The organism is Bacillus sp. GMa5/1 (assembly GCF_050172015.1).
GTDB classification, from domain to species: Bacteria; Bacillota; Bacilli; order Bacillales; family Bacillaceae_G; genus Bacillus_A; species Bacillus_A cereus.
Map to the genome: position 1 here is coordinate 48,204 of NZ_JBNLYC010000004.1, position 16,287 is coordinate 64,490.

Here is a 16,287-nt window from a genome sequence, read left to right on the forward strand (position 1 = left end):
TTCTCTTTACAAGTAAACGTTATCATTTTACTTGTTGTAAAAACATGATGTTCTGATATAATAAAGGACGGTGAGCTCTTACAAAAGAGATATCACGGGTGGGAGAGGGATATGAAAAAGAAGGTTTAACATGAAAGGAATACTTGAAAGAACATTTAAATTAGGTTTACACGAAACATCACCAAAACAAGAAGTATTAGCTGGAGTTACGTCATTTTTCACAATCGTATATATTATGATTGTAAATGCGTCAATCTTATCAGATGCTGGCATTCCTCTTGAAGCTGGAATTTTAGCAACTGTTTTTAGTTCATTTGTCGGATGTCTACTCATGGCATTTTGGGCAAATGCACCTGCTATTCTTGTCCCGGGTATGGGTGTAAATGCATTCTTCACGTACACAGCTGTGCATACGCTTGGACTAACTTGGCAAGAAGCATTGGCTGCTGTCTTTATCTCTGGTATTATTTTTGCAATTGCCGCTTTTACACCAATCGCTCGCGTGCTATCAGTATCAATTCCAAAGTCATTAAAGGAAGCGATTACTGTCGGCATCGGATTATTTTTAGCGTTTATCGGATTGCAAAAAGGTGGTTTAGTCGTTTCGAACCCAAATACTGCTGTGGCGATGGGGAAATTAAGTAATCCTGTCGTTCTTGCGACATTACTTACTCTTATCATTGCACTTGTATTATTTATTCGTAACGTACGTGGAAACTTTTTATGGACGATTGCAATAGGAACTGGTATCGCCTGGCTATTTGGTCTTGTGGATACGAGTCAAGTGGGAAGTAGTTCATTCTCATTCGCTAATTACGGTGATGTGTTTGGAGCTATGTCATTTGGGAAACTTTCTTCCTTACCATTTTGGATTGCAACATTCTCTTTAAGCATGGTGCTTATCTTTGAGAACATGGGACTTCTGCACGGTTTATTAGAAGATGATCGTAAATTCCCACGTGCTTACCAAGCCAATGCAATTTCAGCAATGACATGTGGTCTATTTGGCACAAGTCCTACCGTTTCAACAGTAGAAAGTGCCGCAGGTATTACTGCAGGTGGCAAGACAGGTCTGACGTCTATCGTTACTGGGTTGCTATTCTTTGCATCACTGTTTGCTCTTCCATTTGTCAAATTAATTCCTGATAGTGCCATTGCACCAATCTTAATTATTATTGGCGGTCTGATGATTACAAGCATTCAACAAATTCCTCTGAATGACTTTTCAGAAGGATTTCCAGCATTCTTAATTATCGTTATGATCCCGCTCACATATAGTATCGCTGATGGCATTGCGTTCGGATTTATTGCTTACCCTATCTTAAAAGTTGCTCTTGGAAAGCGTAAAGAAGTCGCACCATCTATGTATATCATTACATGCTTATTCTTAGCTATGTTTGTATTACATGCTATTGGTTAAAAAAAACACCGAGGAAATCCTCGGTGTTTTTTTACTTAAACCATCCTTTTTTATAAAACCAGGCCATCATTCCGCCGCCAATTAGTGCCATGATAAGTAGACAAATAAAATAACTATATTGTCCACCAAGCTCTGGCATATGCGTAAAGTTCATTCCATATACTCCCGCAATAAATGTTAATGGCATGAAAATAGTCGAGAATACAGTTAATGTTTTCATAATATTATTCATATGATGTGAGTTTAATGAAAAATAACTATCCCGAATATCTGCTGTTAACTCTCGGCTTGCCTCAATCATTTCTGTTAGTTTAAGCAAATGATCATGTATATCTTTAAAGTAAATTTCATGATCGCTTATACCGTAAAAACGAGTCGAATTTAAAATACGATATAATAAATCACGCATCGGAATGATTGTACGCCTTAGCTTTGATAAATCTGTACGTATATCAAATACCTCTTCTAATACACTTCCTGCTGTCTCCCCCGTTAAATTATCATCAATTGCATTTAAATGATCCTCAATGTAATATACAGGCGCAAAATAGTCATCTACAATTTGGTCGATAATTGTATGAGCTACGTGTAAAGGACTATTTTTAATGCGCTTCTTTTCTCCAAGTGTTTTCCATACTCTTTCGATTGCATTGTTATGAGAAAAGTGGAAAGAAACAATATAACGATCACTAATAAATAAATCGATTTCGTGCGGTTCTAGTCCATCTTCCCCAAATGCATGAAGTACTAAAAAGTTATATCCATCATAAAAATCAACTTTTGGCCTCTGTACATATTCTATACAGTCTTCAATTGCAAGGGGATGGAACTTAAAATGGTCTTGCAGAATATATGTATACTCTTCTTTCGTTGGCTTATATAAATCTAGCCAATACCATACAATATGGTCTTTCTTTGTTTCTTCTAGAGAAACATCATATAATACTTCATCTGTTTTTGTTACTGCACAAATTCTAATCATAATTTCACCCATTATTATTATAAACAAAAAATAGTAAAAAAAGCCAAGGAGAAATCTCCTCAGCTTTTTTTATTACTTCGTTACGATACCGTGTACTAAAGTTGGTGCATCTACGTGTTCTTTAGAGATCTTCATGTTCTCATAAATTTTCGCTTTTACATCTTCAACATTTTCGCGGTTTGCGTAAATTGTAACGAGAGATTCACCTTGCTTCACGCTATCGCCTACTTTTTTGCGCAGCATTAGACCAACTGCTAAATCAATTTCAGACTCTTTCGTTGCACGTCCTGCTCCTAAAAGCATTGCTGCTGTTCCGATTTCGTCTGCAACGATTTCTGATACATATCCGTCTTCTTTCGCTTCCACTTCAATTTTAAATTGTGCTTGTGGCAATTTAGAAGGGTCATCAACAACAGATGCGTCGCCGCCTTGCGCTGATAAGAACGTTTTAAATGATTCTAGCGCTTTTCCGTTGTTCATTACTTCAATTAGCTTTTCACGTGCATCTTCTAAAGATGAAGCTTGTCCAGCAAGGTACACCATTTGACTTCCAAGTGTTAAACATAGCTCTTCTAAATCTTTCGGCCCTTTACCTTGTAATGTATCAATTGCTTCTTGAACTTCTAATGCGTTACCGATAGCTTCACCGAGTGGTTGACTCATATCAGAAATAACTGCCATCGTGTTACGACCAACGTTATTACCGATGCGTACCATTGCTTCTGCTAAACGTTTTGCATCTTCATCCGTTTTCATAAATGCACCTGCTCCAGTTTTTACATCAAGAACAATTGCATCTGCACCAGCAGCAATTTTTTTACTCATAATCGAACTTGCAATAAGCGGAATTGAGTTTACTGTTGCTGTCACATCACGAAGTGCATATAGCTTTTTATCAGCAGGTGTTAAGTTACCACTTTGACCGATAACAGCGATTTTGTTTTCATTTACAAGACGCATGAATTCATCGTTTTCAATTTCCACATGGAATCCTGGAACTGCTTCTAATTTATCAATTGTACCACCAGTATGTCCTAAACCGCGTCCAGACATTTTCGCTACTGGTACATCTAAAGCGGCTACTAATGGACCTAATACAAGTGTCGTTGTATCACCAACACCACCTGTTGAATGCTTATCTACTTTTACACCTTCAATAGCTGATAAGTCGATTGTATCACCGCTATTTACCATTGCCATCGTTAAATCGGCACGCTCTTGATCGTTCATATCTTGGAAGAAAATTGCCATTGCAAGTGAACTTACTTGATAATCAGGAATATCACCATTCGTATATCCTTCAACAATAAAGTTAATTTCTTCTGTCGTTAATGCATGTCCGTCACGTTTTTTTGCAATTAGGTCCACCATTCTCATTGTGAAGTCACCCCTTCATTTGTTTTACGATTGCTTTTACTAATGCTAAGAAGTTAGCTTTAACACGTTCTGTCGTTTCAATTACTTCATCGTGGTGAAGTGGTTGATCTAAAATACCAGCTGCCATATTTGAAATACAAGAAATACCTAACACTTTCATACCAGCATGACGCGCTACAATTACTTCAGGTACTGTTGACATACCAACTGCATCTCCGCCAAGTGTACGAAGCATACGAATTTCAGCAGGTGTTTCATATACAGGACCTGTCATTCCTACGTATACACCTTCTTGTACTTTAATATTTAAGTCTGCTGCAACTTGTTTCGCCATTTCGCGAAGTTCTACTGTATATGATGTAGACATATCAGGGAAACGTACGCCCATTTCAGAATCATTTGGTCCGATTAATGGATTCGTACCCATGAAGTTAATGTGGTCTGAAATTAACATAAGATCGCCTGGCTCAAATGATGTATTTACACCACCAGCTGCGTTTGTTACAACTACTGTTTCTACACCTAGTTCTTTCATAACACGAACTGGGAATGTTACTTTTTGCATGTCGTATCCTTCATAGAAGTGGAAACGTCCTTGCATTGCTACTACTGTTACACCTTGAAGTGTACCAAATACTAGTTGACCTGCATGGCCTTCTACAGTTGATACTGGGAATTCAGGGATTTCACTGTAAGGTACTGTTACTGCGTTCTCAATTTCGTCTGCTAATACACCTAGTCCTGATCCAAGGATTAGTCCTACTTGTGGTGTCTCTTGAAATTTCTCTTTTAAGTATGAAGCTGATTTTGTAATAAGTTCACGATTCATTTGTTTATCCCCCTATTTCTTTAGCTCGTTTAAGAAGCTTGTTCCGTATTCTGGCATTTTCACACCGAAGTTTTCTGCTACTGTTGCACCAATATCAGCAAATGTTTGACGAAGTGGTAATTCTTGTCCGCCTTCTTTCATGCTTGGGCTATATGCCAATAATGGTACATATTCACGTGTATGGTCAGTACCAGGGTGAATTGGATCATTACCGTGGTCTGCTGTAATTAATAATAGATCATCTTCTTTTAGTTTTGCGAATACTTCTGGAAGACGTGCATCATATTCTTGCAGAGCTTCTCCGTATCCTTGTGGATCACGGCGGTGGCCGAATAATGCATCAAAGTCAACTAAGTTTAAGAAGCTAAGACCTGTAAAGTCCATATTTAATGTATCTACAAGCTTATCCATTCCATCCATGTTAGACTTCGTACGAAGTGATTCAGTTACCCCTTCACCATCATAAATATCAGAGATTTTACCGATAGCAATTACATCGTAGTCACTATCTTTTAATTCATTCATTACTGTACGGCCGAATGGTTTTAATGCATAGTCATGACGGTTTGGGGTACGTGTAAAGTTTCCAGGTTCACCAACGAATGGACGAGCAATAACACGACCTACCATGTATTTCTCATCTAATGTTAATTCACGTGCAATTTTACAGATTTTATATAACTCATCAAGTGGCACTACTTCTTCGTGTGCTGCAATTTGCAATACGCTATCAGCAGAAGTATAAACGATTAAAGAGCCTGTTTCCATTTGCTCTTGACCAAGTTCATCAAGAATCTCAGTTCCAGAAGCTGGCTTATTACCGATAATTTTACGGCCTGTTTTTTCTTCTAATTCATCAAGTAATTCTTTCGGGAATCCTTCCGGGAACACTTGGAATGGTGTATCAATGTAAAGGCCCATGATTTCCCAGTGACCTGTCATTGTATCTTTACCAGTAGATTTCTCTTGCATTTTTGTGTAATATCCAAGTGGTTTCTCTACTTTAGAGATACCTTTCATTTCTCGAATGTTACCAAGACCTAATTTCACCATGTTAGGCATTTGTAACCCATTCATATGTTCAGCAATGTGACCAATTGTGTCAGATCCTAAATCACCAAATTGCTCAGCATCTGGTGCTTCACCGATTCCCACAGAGTCCATTACGACTAGGAATATACGTTTATATTTATTCATAACTGCGACCTCCTATAAGTTCAGTTCTACTTCTTGTAGTATGTTCAAAACGCTATAAAGTGAAACTGTTATCAAAAAAAATTCTCATTGTCAAACAGTACTTCTTTAAATCATTTTCTAACCTATTTCGTTTACTTGAAACGATTCAAAAACATTTCTAGTTTTTTCTAAGTCAGATGTCAGACATCTGATACTGATATCATAACATGTTTACGCTTTCTTTTTAATACATTTTCGTAGAATTTCTCATTTTCTTCACACTTCTATTGTAATCCATTCTGCAACGAAGTGCTAATTTTTTTATGATTTATTTCTTCATATTAAAAATAAAAAGTAGCTCTAAAGAGCTACTTTTTATTTTACTTCTATTGTTTCTTCTTTATGTTCATGCAATTCGCCTTTTCTTACATGTACTTTCACTTTGTAAGCACCGTTCTCTTTGAAAGTATGTTTCGTTTCATACTCTCCTTTATTTCCTTCTTTCGCTGGAATAAATTCGTGTTTTTCAACACCATCTTTCCAAATCTCTAGTTGTACTTCAGCACCAGTTAATGCTTCTTCTTTTTGCTTTAAATGAACTTTCATTGTAGATTCAGCATTTGCCTTTATGTCTCCAGCCATAAGATGGATCATTGTGTCACTTTTATGATCTCCATGTCCTGCACTGTGGTCACTATTTTCTTTTTTCGCATCTTCTACTTTCGCATTTCCTACAGCAACTTTTACTTCTGGCATAACGTGCATTTCACGTGCATTTGTGTGAGCGATAATATGGTATACTCCATCCGTTTCGAATGTTTTCTCTACTGCATAAACACCTTTTCCTTTATGCTTACCATCTAACATCTCGTGTTTTTCGTCGCCATCTTTCCAAATTTCAAACTTTACATCATCGGCATCCGTTACTTTTTCTTTCCCTTGTGTAACAAGTGCTTGTACTTCTGTTTTTTCACCTGGTTTAATTTCTTTCGGATTTGTTTGTACTGCTACTTTTACAGCTTCAAGTTTCTGTTCTTTTTTCGGTTCTTCTTTGTTTGTATTACAGCCAGCCAACGCTAGCATCGCGATAAATAAAGTTATAATCAGTTTTTTCATCATCATTTCCTCCTTTATACTTTATTTAGTATAGAGGAAATACATTGTAATATTCCAGTCTTCTGCTGAAAACAATATACGAAATGTTTGTGAAGTTTCTGTGAAGCGGTCTTCCCCTCTTAATCTATGAAAAAAGAGCATAGTAACTATGCTCTCGGATGAAACTGTTTATATACATCTTTTAATCTAGTTTTTGAAACGTGCGTATAGATTTGAGTCGTTGAAATATCTGCATGTCCAAGCATTTCTTGTACAGCACGTAAATCTGCTCCATTTTCTAATAAGTGCGTAGCAAACGAGTGACGCAACGTATGAGGTGTAAGCTCTTTTTCAATATTTGCTTCTTTCGCTAATCGTTTTAATATTTTCCAAAATCCTTGTCTTGATAAACGATTACCATGATGGTTTAAAAAGAGTGCATCTACTACTTTTTTCCCCATTAATTCTCTTCTTCCTTTTTCAATATACTTTTGAATCGCTTCCGTTGCTAAACTTCCTAGTGGAATAATTCTTTCTTTATTCCCTTTCCCTATGCAACGAACAAATCCCATCGTTAAATGTACATCTTCTAAATTGAGTGCAATCAATTCTGAAACACGAAGTCCTGTCGCATACAGTAACTCTAGCATCGCCTTATCACGAATTCCAAAAGCACTTGTCATTTTTGGTGTTTGAAGTAACGCCTCTACTTCATCAACTGATAATACTTTTGGTAATTTCCGTTCCCCTTGTGGCGTTTCAATATGTACGGATGGATCGTGTTCTACCGCTCGTTCACGAAGTAAAAATTGGTGGAACGAACGAATTGATGCGATATGACGCGCTAATGTTTTCGAAGATTTTCCGTTCTCTTTTAAATACTGCAAAAAATTAACAATATGTAAACGGGTCACTTCATGAAAAGTTTTCGTCTGTTCCACATTTTGCAAATACTTTACGTAGCTTTTTAAATCCCGTTCATAAGATACTACTGTATTCTTTGCTAATCCTTTTTCGACAACCATATAATGAATAAAATCTTTTAATTGATCTTCCACTCTACACTACTCCCCATTTTCATAGAAAAACATCATTCTATTTACGAAAGCATCCTTTGCCGGTTCTTCATTCCCTGATACTTTTTCTACAGTCTCTTCTTTAGGTTTTTCATAACGATGATAGCTTTCATATTCTTCATTTATCCATAGTATAGCGAAATAAAACAAAATCGTACAACTTGTAAATAATAAAAATACTTTTATTCCATCAAAAGTTAATTTTAAAGCTCGGCGCATTGTAAATTCCTCCAAAATATAAGTTATTACAACATATGCCAAGCTTTCACCAATTTATACCTTATTCAAATAAAAAACCTCTTCCTAGATAAATAGGAAAAGGTTATTTTTCATCCGTTTCATTTTCTTGACAATTTTTACAAATCCCATGGAATGTTAAACGATGATCTTTCACCTTAAAGCTCCAGTCTCGTTCTACTTTCCTTTCCACTTCACCAAGTAAATCTTCTTGTATTTCTTGTACAGCACCACATTGTGTACAAATCAAATGATGGTGGAAACGCTGCGCACCTTCTTGGCGTAAGTCATAGCGTGAAACACCGTCTCCGAAGTTAATCTTATCGACAACTTTTAACTCAGATAATAGTTCTAAAGTTCGATAGACGGTTGCTAATCCGATCTCTGGCGACTTTTCTTTTACAAGGAGGTAAACATCTTCTGCGCTTAAATGATCTTCTTCATTTTCTAGCAGCACACGAACTGTTGCTTCACGTTGCGGTGTTAATTTGTAGCTCGCTGCATGTAATTGCTTCTTAATTCGTTCAATTCTTTCTTCCATTCGGTACTACTCCCTCCTCGCCACTCTTACACCATTATATCAGAAGAAGGGCTTCTGTCAAAAGAAAAAAACAATAAAAACAAATTGATAATTATTCTCAAAAAGTATTTATTTTTTATTAATAGCCTCAACGACTTCTTTCATTAAAACTGGTGATGCGTAAGCCTCCACACTAGAAGCAAGTGCTAACACCACTCCAATTACGAGAAAGAAGCATGTATAACGGATTAATAATGGTAATAGTGGCTCGGTTATTTTTCTAATAAATTGATGCCTAATCATCCGTAAAGAAAAACTTGCAGCAATAGTTGTCATAACGAGAAAGACTGGAATGATAATTAAATTTTGTGGCAAAACAGATACAAATGCTAATAATAGTCCATTCCATCCATGCTGACTTACTAAAAAACCAACTGTAAATCCAACGACAACTCCTTTTACAAATAATAAAATAAAAATAAGTGGTAATCCAATAATTGAAATCCCTAAAATCCAAATAAATCCGATGTATTTTAATTGCGAAAAGTAACTTTCTCGAAACATTTCGCCCGCAATGGCAAATTCTCCTTTAGAGACTTGTCCAAAAAAACGTTGTAAGTAAAATGATAAATCTTGTTTTTGATTGATTTGTAAACTATTCACCAGAATAGCTCCGAATATTACTCCCATCAATAATAAAACGGCGTTAAATATATATAATGAAGAGTTTTCCTGTATGTGAGACATTACACGGTCTTGCCAATTTTTTCGCCACATTTTTCTTCCCTCCGTTCACACTCTTATTAAAAATGTATGAAAGAAAGAAAAAAGTATGACGAATTAACATTGAAATTCCGCTCTACTTTGCTAAACTAAAAAGTAGAGAATAGGAGGGATTTCTCTTGAAACCATTATTATTAGATTTTCCAACATTATTTCAAACTGAACGCTTGCAAGTTCGTAAACCATTTCCAGGTGATGGTGCAGAAGTATATGAAGCAATCCAAGCTTCTCTAGAAGACTTAGTACCGTGGATACCAATTAACGCTGAAACAGAAGAGAGTGCTGAAGAAATTGTTCGCGAAGCTCACGGACAGTTTTTACTTCGTGAAACACTTGATTTTCACTTATACGATAAAGTATCTGGTACATTCATCGGAGCAATTACACTAAAGCCTGAAAACTGGGATATTCCAAAGTTTTCACTTCACTTCTGGCTACATAGTGCCTATACAAAACAAGGCTATATGACCGAAGCTGTTAAAGGTGCAATTCAGTTCGCCTTTGATAAACTAGGCGCTAGAAGAATTGAAATTCGTACTGATGCAACAAATATAAATGCATGTAGCTTAGCAGAACGTCTAGAATTCATTCTAGAAGGTACAATGGAAAATGATTTCCTAGCACCAGATGGTAGCTTACGTGATGCACGTGTATATGCAAAAATCAATTAAAAAACACTCGCCTTTGGCGAGTGTTTATTTTTGTAGTTGTAAATATTGTACTGCAAACATCGTCTTCGCATCATGAATACGAAGATCTTTCATAAGAGTAATCGCTTCTTCTAACGATACTTCCATTAATTCCACAAACTCATCTTCATCTAACTCAGCTTTATTTTCTTTTTTTGTCAAACCTGTCGCTTTATATACATATAAAATTTCATCTGCGAATCCTGGAGATGTATAAAAAGAAGTAATGAGCTCCATATTTTCACATACATATCCTGTTTCCTCTTCTAATTCACGAACTGCTGTTACCTCAGGTTTTTCACCAGGTTCTAACTTACCAGCTGGAATTTCTATAATCGCCTTTTCAAGCGCTTTACGATACTGCTCAACAAGCACAATTTTCCCCTCATCAGTAATAGCAATAATAGCAACTGCACCAGGGTGATTTACAATTTCACGTTTACTCATTGCTCCATTTGGTAATACTACATCATCAACACGAACTTTTATAACTCTACCATCAAAAATCGGCTCAGTTTTTACTGTTCTCTCTGCAAGATTACTCATACTACTTCATCTCCCTGTTCTATTTCCTATTCTTTCCTCATACATTTTACCACATTGAAAGGAGCGTGATAGAAATGAAAGTTTATATTTTACCAAATCGCGTCACTTTAGTCGGAAAAGCATGGCAAATTCGCCATAAGCTAAAGCAATATAGCAAAGAGTATACAACTGTACAAGAGTGGATTACAGCAAATAAAGTGAAACATTAATCATGCTTTTACGGGCAGTTAATGCGAAACGAAAAGTAAACGTTTGTCAACCTCTTTTCCCTCTCGTACAATAAAGGTAAGGAGGTTGACCTATGAAAAAACGTCAATTAGGAAACTCAGATTTGTTTGTTACAGAAATGGGCCTTGGCTGTATGTCTCTCGGTACATCTGAAACAGAAGCTATGCGTATTATCGATGAAGCAATCGATTTAGGAATTAATTTTTTTGATACAGCAGATTTATATGATTACGGATTAAATGAAGAATTTGTTGGAAAAGCCTTGAAGGGAAGAAGAGACCAAATTGTTCTTACAACGAAAGTTGGAAATCGTTGGACAGAAGAAAAAAATGGCTGGTCTTGGGATCCTTCTAAAGCTTACATAAAAACTGAAGTAAAGGAAAGTTTACGTAGACTTCAAACTGATTATATTGATCTTTACCAACTTCATGGCGGAACGACTGAAGATCCAATAGATGAAACAATTGAAGCTTTTGAAGAATTGAAAAAGGAAGGTATTATTCGCCATTACGGTATTTCTTCTATACGCCCAAATGTCGTTCGTGAGTATGCAAAACGCTCAAACATCGTTAGTGTACTAATGGAATATAGCCTTTTAAATCGTCGTCCAGAAGAATGGTTCCCCCTTCTGAATGAACACCAAATTAGCGTCATTGCCCGCGGACCACTTGCAAAAGGAATTTTAACTGACAACAATGCAAAAAAAATAGAAAGAGTAAAGGAAAAGGATTATCTCTCTTATTCTTACGATGAATTACATACAACTCTAGCGAGTGTAAAAGAAACGATTGGAGAACGCTCTTTAACAGGAACAGCTATTCAATATTGCTTACATAGTAAGACTGTTGCAGCTGTTATACCCGGTGCAAGCTCGCTTCAACAATTACAGGAAAATATACGAGCTAGCCAACAGTTACCTTTAACGAAAGAAGAATATATACAACTTCAAAAGATTGTTAAATATGACACATATGCTTTGCATCGTTAAAAATATCGAATTACCGATAAACAGAAGACTGTCTCCAGTATTAGGAGACAGTCTTTTTTATAACGTATCATATTTATCAGGATTCGTTCCTACATGTAAATCACGATTCAACGTGTTAATTTGACGTATCTCTTCTTCAGTTAGTGCAAAATCAAAAATAGTAAAGTTTTCTTCAATACGAGATGGTGTAACAGATTTAGGAATTGTAACAATTCCGCTTTGAATATCCCACCTTAATATAACTTGTGCAGGTGTTTTTTCATATTTGTTAGCAATAGCCTGAATGATTGGATGCTGGAATACTTCTCCGCCCCTCATTAACGGACTCCATGCTTCCATTTGAATTTGCTCATCTTGACAATAATTGCGCAACTCAAATTGCGTCAACATCGGATGAAGTTCCACTTGGTTTACCATCGGCTTCACTTTGCAATTTGGTAATAATAGTTCTAAATGATGTTTATGAAAATTAGAAACACCAATCGCGCGCACTTTACCTTCTTCATACAATTTCTCCAAAGCTCGGTACGTATCAACATACTTCCCTCTTACCGGCCAATGTATTAAATATAAATCTACATAGTCCATTTGTAATTTTTTCAAACTCTTTTCAAACGCCTCGAGTGTCTCCTCATATCCTTGATCGTCGTTCCATACTTTTGTTGTTATAAATATATCTTCTCTTGGAATTCCTGATTCACGTATCGCCTCTCCGACACCGCTTTCATTTTCATATACAGTTGCTGTATCAATCGAACGGTATCCAACTTCTAACGCTGTTTTTACTGCTTGCTTTACTTCGTCTCCTTCTTTCGCTTTATATACGCCTAGACCAATCATCGGCATTTTCACGCCATTATGAAGTGTAGTTGTTGGAATATGCACAGTCGTCTCCCTTTCATTGTTACATTTTTTATAAGCCACAACTTTATTTCAACAAGATTCATCCCAAAAGTCAAAACATACGTACAGTTTACATAACACTTTTATATAGCTAAAAAATAACGTGAACTCATTCATTTAAGTTATTTTCTCTCCATTCTTTCGCTTTTTCATCCACATTGCGCACAAACTCATTTTTCCCTTCCGTATATAACGTGCCATCATATGTATACTTTTCGGCTAATTCTCTCTTTAAGGTTGCATATGCCTCTGCTTCTTCACAATGAGCCATCATATAATCACGAAACGCTAAATGCCTTACAATCTCTGGATTTCCTTTTTCAAACACGTGTAAATGATACGAACGTTTTTCTTCAGTTCCATGAATAAAATATCGGCGTCTTGAAATACCATTTTCCCCTTTTACGATGTAACCAAGCTCTATAAATCGTTCATTCCACCCATCTACTCTTTCGATATTTTCTACTTCCATGATCATATCAATAATAGGTTTAGCTGCTAGTCCAGGCACTGACGTACTTCCAATATGATGAATTTTCACCGTTTCTGGCATCGCTGTTTTTAATCTTTCAGCCTCCATTTGAAATTTTTCACTCCAATGGTTTTCATGTGGAACAACGATAATTTTTCTCATTCTAACTCCCCTTTTCTTACAAGCTCGTCAAAAAATGATCAGTGAAATACCACTGATCATTTTTTATTATTTAAAGTCTTTCCAAGTAAGGTTACTTTCACTTAGCAGTTCTTCAAATGATTTATTCTTTTCACGTTCTTTTTGTTCTTGGCGCTTTCTTTCCAGTTCAGCTGCCTCTTTTTCCTCTTCCCTCACTTGCAACTCTTTCTTCTTACTCTTTAATTGTTGCATGAGTGAATCATTTAATTGATCGCCTAATGTAAGTGTTTCTTTCTTCGGTTGATTCACTTGTGATTGTCTTTGTATTTGTCTTTGTTTCTTTTTCTTCATGCTACTCACCTTTTACTTTTTTCTCCATTATAGTAGATACACGATGAAATCGACAATAAAAAAAGGTCTTCACTCTATTATTCACTTTTTGTAAATATGTTAATTTTTCGAAAAGACTAAATTTTTATGTAGCTATAATCCTATGAATCTATTAAAATTATGTCGTATGATGTCAGATTATAAAAAAAGGAGAATTATATTATGTGGAAAAAAATTATTCCTGCCGTTGCTGTTTTAAGCACCATTACTTTTTCAAGCGTATTTGCCGCTCCCCCATCTCAGAATCCAACTGAACAAAACCGCTACATAGACGTACAAATGCTTGGTATTAATGATTTCCATGGACAACTAGATACTGTTAAAAAAATCAATAATAAAGAAGCTGGTGGCGCTGATTACTTAGCTACTTATTTAAAAGAACGTAAAAAACAAAACCCTAATACACTTCTCGTACATGCTGGTGATATCGTCGGAGCTAGTCCACCAGTTTCAGCATTATTACAAGATGAACCGACAATTGAATTTTTAAATGACTTAAAATTTGATGTCGGTACAATCGGAAACCATGAATTTGATGAAGGTATTGATGAAATGCAACGCCTCATTTACGGTGGATATCATGAAAAAACAGGGAATTTCAAAGGGGCTAACTTCCCCTATGTAGCTGCTAACTTCTACAACAAATCAACTGGCCGCTTATTTTTACCACCGTTTACTGTAAAAATGGTAGATGGTGTTCCTGTAGGATTCATTGGGGTTGTTACAACTGATACACCAAATGTCGTTATGCCTACGATGCTTAACAATGTACAAATTACTGATGAAGTAGAAGCAATTAATAAATCAACACAACAATTAAAACGTCTCGGCGTTAAATCTATCGTCGTTCTTGCTCATGTCGGTGGAACAACCGATGAGTCTGGGGTAACAAATGGCGATCTTACTCGAATTGCAAATGAAACAGACCCAGAAGTTGATGTTATTTTCGGTGGACATAGTCATACGTATGTAAATGGTACAGTAAATAATAAACTAATTGTCCAAGCAAATTCATACGGAACGGCTTTCTCAGACGTGGATGTAACAATTGATCGTAAAACAAAGGATATTGTAAAGAAAAAAGCTGAAGTTGTTACAACGTATCATGAAGGTGTAGAACCTGATAAACAAGTAAAGAAAAAACTAGATCAATATAAAGAAAAAATTGCACCACTTGTAAATGAAGTAGTCGGAAAATCTACAGCACCTATCGACCGTAAACAAAATGATGCTGGTGAGTCCACTCTTGGAAATTTAGTTGCCGATGCTCAGCGTCAAACGATGCAAACTCAAATCGCCCTCATGAATCCTGGTGGCATTCGTAATGACTTAGATGCTGGTGATATTACGTGGGGTGAGTTATACGGCATTCAACCTTTTGGAAATCAATTAATTAAAGTAGATTTAACAGGTCAAGACATTCGCGATATTTTAAATCAGCAATGGCAAAAAGGAACAACAAGAATGCTTCAAATTTCAGGTATTCAATATACGTGGGATGCAAATAAACCAAACGGTGAAAAAGTTACAAATATACGTTTAACAAACGGAGAAGAATTATCTCCATCTAAAATGTATAGCGTAGTTGCAAATGCCTTCTTAGCTTCTGGCGGTGACGGATTCGTATCATTTAAAAATGGTAAAAATGCAGAAACTGGTCCAAACGACTTTGAAGCGTTAGTCGATTACGTAAAACAATTAAAAGAACCAATTCAGCCAGTTATTGATGGAAGAATTCAAAAAGTAAATTAAGTGTTTCTCTAATAATAAATTTCATTTTTCACGCCATAAAGGATTTATACTGATCCTCTATTTTATACGTAATATACATCATAAAAAGGATACTCGTTCTTCCAATGAACATAGTATCCTTTTCTTTAGTTATCAAAATGTGATGTTTTGTCAACTTCATATTGCTGTAAAAATTGGTGCAACGCCTCTTCTACAAGTTTAGATTTTTGAATTCCTTTCGATTCTGATATAAGGTCCAATTGTGATAATATTTCTGTATTAATAGAAAAGGTTCGTCTCTTCTTCTCTGTACTTTTACTCATAATTGGTACAATTACTTCTTCTCTTTTTCTTAATAATTCATAAATGCTTTGTAATTGCTCATAAATTAACAATTGATAATCTGTTTTCTCATATTGAAGGGCGGTCGCTTCTTGGAGTTGTAAGTGACGTGGTTCTTCTCCATCTCCTATAAAAATACGTTTCTTCTGCTCTCCATCATATTCGTATCCAATCAATCTTAATTTCTTCGATAATGTATACGGGCTTATTTCAAGACGTTTTGCTATAATAGCGATGGGTTCACGTCTATTTAAACCATCTATAATTTCTCCAATCGTCACAATTTCCCTCCTCCCGTGTTGAAATGACACTAGTATGGTATGTTACAATGATTTTCTAACAGTATATGCAAAATGAATAGC

19 protein-coding genes are annotated in these 16,287 nt (G+C 35.9%); 5 read left to right on the forward strand and 14 right to left on the reverse strand.

Translation table 11 applies throughout. The features are described from left to right. Positions 1–130 precede the first annotated feature (130 nt). A complete protein-coding gene (locus ACQGSG_RS01990) occupies positions 131–1,420 on the forward strand; it encodes an NCS2 family permease (RefSeq protein WP_000676242.1) in 1,290 nt (429 codons plus the stop codon). 31 nt (positions 1,421–1,451) lie between these two features. Here ACQGSG_RS01990 and corA read toward each other — a convergent pair whose 3' ends face one another. From corA to spoIIM, 9 genes are all read right to left on the reverse strand, one after another. Beyond that, positions 1,452–2,414, reverse strand: coding sequence for a magnesium/cobalt transporter CorA (gene corA / locus ACQGSG_RS01995; RefSeq protein WP_002005674.1), 963 nt, complete (start codon positions 2,412–2,414; stop codon positions 1,452–1,454). 60 nt (positions 2,415–2,474) lie between these two features. After that, positions 2,475–3,779, reverse strand: a complete 1,305-nt coding sequence (locus tag ACQGSG_RS02000; RefSeq protein WP_001243069.1) for a pyrimidine-nucleoside phosphorylase — start codon at positions 3,777–3,779, stop codon at positions 2,475–2,477. Positions 3,780–3,786: 7 nt separating this feature from the next. Then, the gene (locus tag ACQGSG_RS02005) at positions 3,787–4,608 is read right to left on the reverse strand and encodes a purine-nucleoside phosphorylase (protein ID WP_001078446.1); all 822 of its coding nucleotides are present in this window, start codon (positions 4,606–4,608) and stop codon (positions 3,787–3,789) included. 12 nt (positions 4,609–4,620) lie between these two features. Further along, positions 4,621–5,805, reverse strand: coding sequence for a phosphopentomutase (gene deoB / locus ACQGSG_RS02010; RefSeq protein ID WP_001046079.1), 1,185 nt, complete (start codon positions 5,803–5,805; stop codon positions 4,621–4,623). 354 nt (positions 5,806–6,159) lie between these two features. Beyond that, the gene (locus ACQGSG_RS02015; RefSeq protein ID WP_000733456.1) at positions 6,160–6,900 is read right to left on the reverse strand and encodes a FixH family protein; all 741 of its coding nucleotides are present in this window, start codon (positions 6,898–6,900) and stop codon (positions 6,160–6,162) included. 146 nt (positions 6,901–7,046) lie between these two features. Next, complete coding sequence (gene xerD / locus ACQGSG_RS02020) at positions 7,047–7,937, reverse strand: site-specific tyrosine recombinase XerD (RefSeq protein WP_000390088.1); 891 nt, start codon at positions 7,935–7,937, stop codon at positions 7,047–7,049. A 6-nt stretch (positions 7,938–7,943) separates the two neighbouring features. Next, positions 7,944–8,174, reverse strand: a complete 231-nt coding sequence (locus ACQGSG_RS02025) for a YqzK family protein (protein WP_001250432.1) — start codon at positions 8,172–8,174, stop codon at positions 7,944–7,946. A 103-nt stretch (positions 8,175–8,277) separates the two neighbouring features. After that, positions 8,278–8,733, reverse strand: a complete 456-nt coding sequence (locus tag ACQGSG_RS02030) for a Fur family transcriptional regulator (protein WP_000392657.1) — start codon at positions 8,731–8,733, stop codon at positions 8,278–8,280. A gap of 108 nt (positions 8,734–8,841) precedes the next feature. After that, positions 8,842–9,459: a stage II sporulation protein M gene (gene spoIIM, locus ACQGSG_RS02035; RefSeq protein WP_013142149.1), complete on the reverse strand. Its 618-nt coding sequence runs from the start codon at positions 9,457–9,459 to the stop codon at positions 8,842–8,844. Positions 9,460–9,614: 155 nt separating this feature from the next. Here spoIIM and ACQGSG_RS02040 point away from each other — a divergent pair, with 155 nt between their 5' ends. Beyond that, entirely contained in the window at positions 9,615–10,166 is a 552-nt protein-coding gene (locus ACQGSG_RS02040) for a GNAT family N-acetyltransferase (RefSeq protein WP_000803479.1), read from the forward strand. A 24-nt stretch (positions 10,167–10,190) separates the two neighbouring features. Here the strand turns inward: ACQGSG_RS02040 and ACQGSG_RS02045 are convergent, their stop codons facing one another. Further along, positions 10,191–10,730 carry an NUDIX hydrolase gene (locus ACQGSG_RS02045; RefSeq protein ID WP_000067041.1) on the reverse strand — a complete coding sequence of 180 codons (540 nt, stop codon included), beginning with the start codon at positions 10,728–10,730 and terminating at the stop codon, positions 10,191–10,193. 74 nt (positions 10,731–10,804) lie between these two features. Here ACQGSG_RS02045 and mciZ point away from each other — a divergent pair, with 74 nt between their 5' ends. Then, entirely contained in the window at positions 10,805–10,939 is a 135-nt protein-coding gene (gene mciZ / locus ACQGSG_RS02050; protein ID WP_000870302.1) for a Z-ring formation inhibitor MciZ, read from the forward strand. A gap of 92 nt (positions 10,940–11,031) precedes the next feature. Beyond that, on the forward strand, positions 11,032–11,946 hold the full coding sequence (locus ACQGSG_RS02055; RefSeq protein ID WP_000747227.1) for an aldo/keto reductase: 915 nt from the start codon (positions 11,032–11,034) through the stop codon (positions 11,944–11,946). Positions 11,947–12,003: 57 nt separating this feature from the next. Here the strand turns inward: ACQGSG_RS02055 and ACQGSG_RS02060 are convergent, their stop codons facing one another. The 3 genes from ACQGSG_RS02060 to ACQGSG_RS02070 form a co-directional block, all read right to left on the reverse strand. Next, complete coding sequence (locus tag ACQGSG_RS02060; protein WP_000547991.1) at positions 12,004–12,831, reverse strand: aldo/keto reductase; 828 nt, start codon at positions 12,829–12,831, stop codon at positions 12,004–12,006. A gap of 127 nt (positions 12,832–12,958) precedes the next feature. Then, positions 12,959–13,483 (reverse strand): GrpB family protein, encoded by a 525-nt coding sequence (locus ACQGSG_RS02065; protein WP_001226445.1) that lies wholly within the window; start codon positions 13,481–13,483, stop codon positions 12,959–12,961. 66 nt (positions 13,484–13,549) lie between these two features. Then, positions 13,550–13,813 (reverse strand): YqkE family protein, encoded by a 264-nt coding sequence (locus tag ACQGSG_RS02070; protein ID WP_000727548.1) that lies wholly within the window; start codon positions 13,811–13,813, stop codon positions 13,550–13,552. Positions 13,814–14,014: 201 nt separating this feature from the next. Between ACQGSG_RS02070 and ACQGSG_RS02075 the strand changes: the two genes are divergently transcribed. Beyond that, positions 14,015–15,604, forward strand: coding sequence for a bifunctional metallophosphatase/5'-nucleotidase (locus ACQGSG_RS02075; protein WP_000265560.1), 1,590 nt, complete (start codon positions 14,015–14,017; stop codon positions 15,602–15,604). A 125-nt stretch (positions 15,605–15,729) separates the two neighbouring features. On the opposite strand, the gene ACQGSG_RS02080 is transcribed toward ACQGSG_RS02075, so the two are convergent. Then, positions 15,730–16,206 (reverse strand): ribbon-helix-helix domain-containing protein, encoded by a 477-nt coding sequence (locus ACQGSG_RS02080; RefSeq protein ID WP_325842497.1) that lies wholly within the window; start codon positions 16,204–16,206, stop codon positions 15,730–15,732. Positions 16,207–16,287 lie beyond the last annotated feature (81 nt).

Bases quoted from the DNA above. Each gene is read 5' to 3' on its own strand.
- ACQGSG_RS02055 (WP_000747227.1), top strand. From the start codon at position 11,032: ATGAAAAAACGTCAATTAGGAAACTCAGATTTGTTTGTTACAGAAATG.
- deoB (WP_001046079.1), bottom strand. From the start codon at position 5,805: ATGAATAAATATAAACGTATATTCCTAGTCGTAATGGACTCTGTGGGA.
- ACQGSG_RS02075 (WP_000265560.1), top strand. From the start codon at position 14,015: ATGTGGAAAAAAATTATTCCTGCCGTTGCTGTTTTAAGCACCATTACT.
- ACQGSG_RS02000 (WP_001243069.1), bottom strand. From the start codon at position 3,779: ATGAGAATGGTGGACCTAATTGCAAAAAAACGTGACGGACATGCATTA.
- ACQGSG_RS02030 (WP_000392657.1), bottom strand. From the start codon at position 8,733: ATGGAAGAAAGAATTGAACGAATTAAGAAGCAATTACATGCAGCGAGC.
- spoIIM (WP_013142149.1), bottom strand. From the start codon at position 9,459: ATGTCTCACATACAGGAAAACTCTTCATTATATATATTTAACGCCGTT.
- corA (WP_002005674.1), bottom strand. From the start codon at position 2,414: ATGGGTGAAATTATGATTAGAATTTGTGCAGTAACAAAAACAGATGAA.
- ACQGSG_RS01990 (WP_000676242.1), top strand. From the start codon at position 131: ATGAAAGGAATACTTGAAAGAACATTTAAATTAGGTTTACACGAAACA.
- ACQGSG_RS02015 (WP_000733456.1), bottom strand. From the start codon at position 6,900: ATGAAAAAACTGATTATAACTTTATTTATCGCGATGCTAGCGTTGGCT.
- ACQGSG_RS02045 (WP_000067041.1), bottom strand. From the start codon at position 10,730: ATGAGTAATCTTGCAGAGAGAACAGTAAAAACTGAGCCGATTTTTGAT.
- ACQGSG_RS02065 (WP_001226445.1), bottom strand. From the start codon at position 13,483: ATGAGAAAAATTATCGTTGTTCCACATGAAAACCATTGGAGTGAAAAA.
- mciZ (WP_000870302.1), top strand. From the start codon at position 10,805: ATGAAAGTTTATATTTTACCAAATCGCGTCACTTTAGTCGGAAAAGCA.
- ACQGSG_RS02070 (WP_000727548.1), bottom strand. From the start codon at position 13,813: ATGAAGAAAAAGAAACAAAGACAAATACAAAGACAATCACAAGTGAAT.
- ACQGSG_RS02025 (WP_001250432.1), bottom strand. From the start codon at position 8,174: ATGCGCCGAGCTTTAAAATTAACTTTTGATGGAATAAAAGTATTTTTA.
- ACQGSG_RS02005 (WP_001078446.1), bottom strand. From the start codon at position 4,608: ATGAATCGTGAACTTATTACAAAATCAGCTTCATACTTAAAAGAGAAA.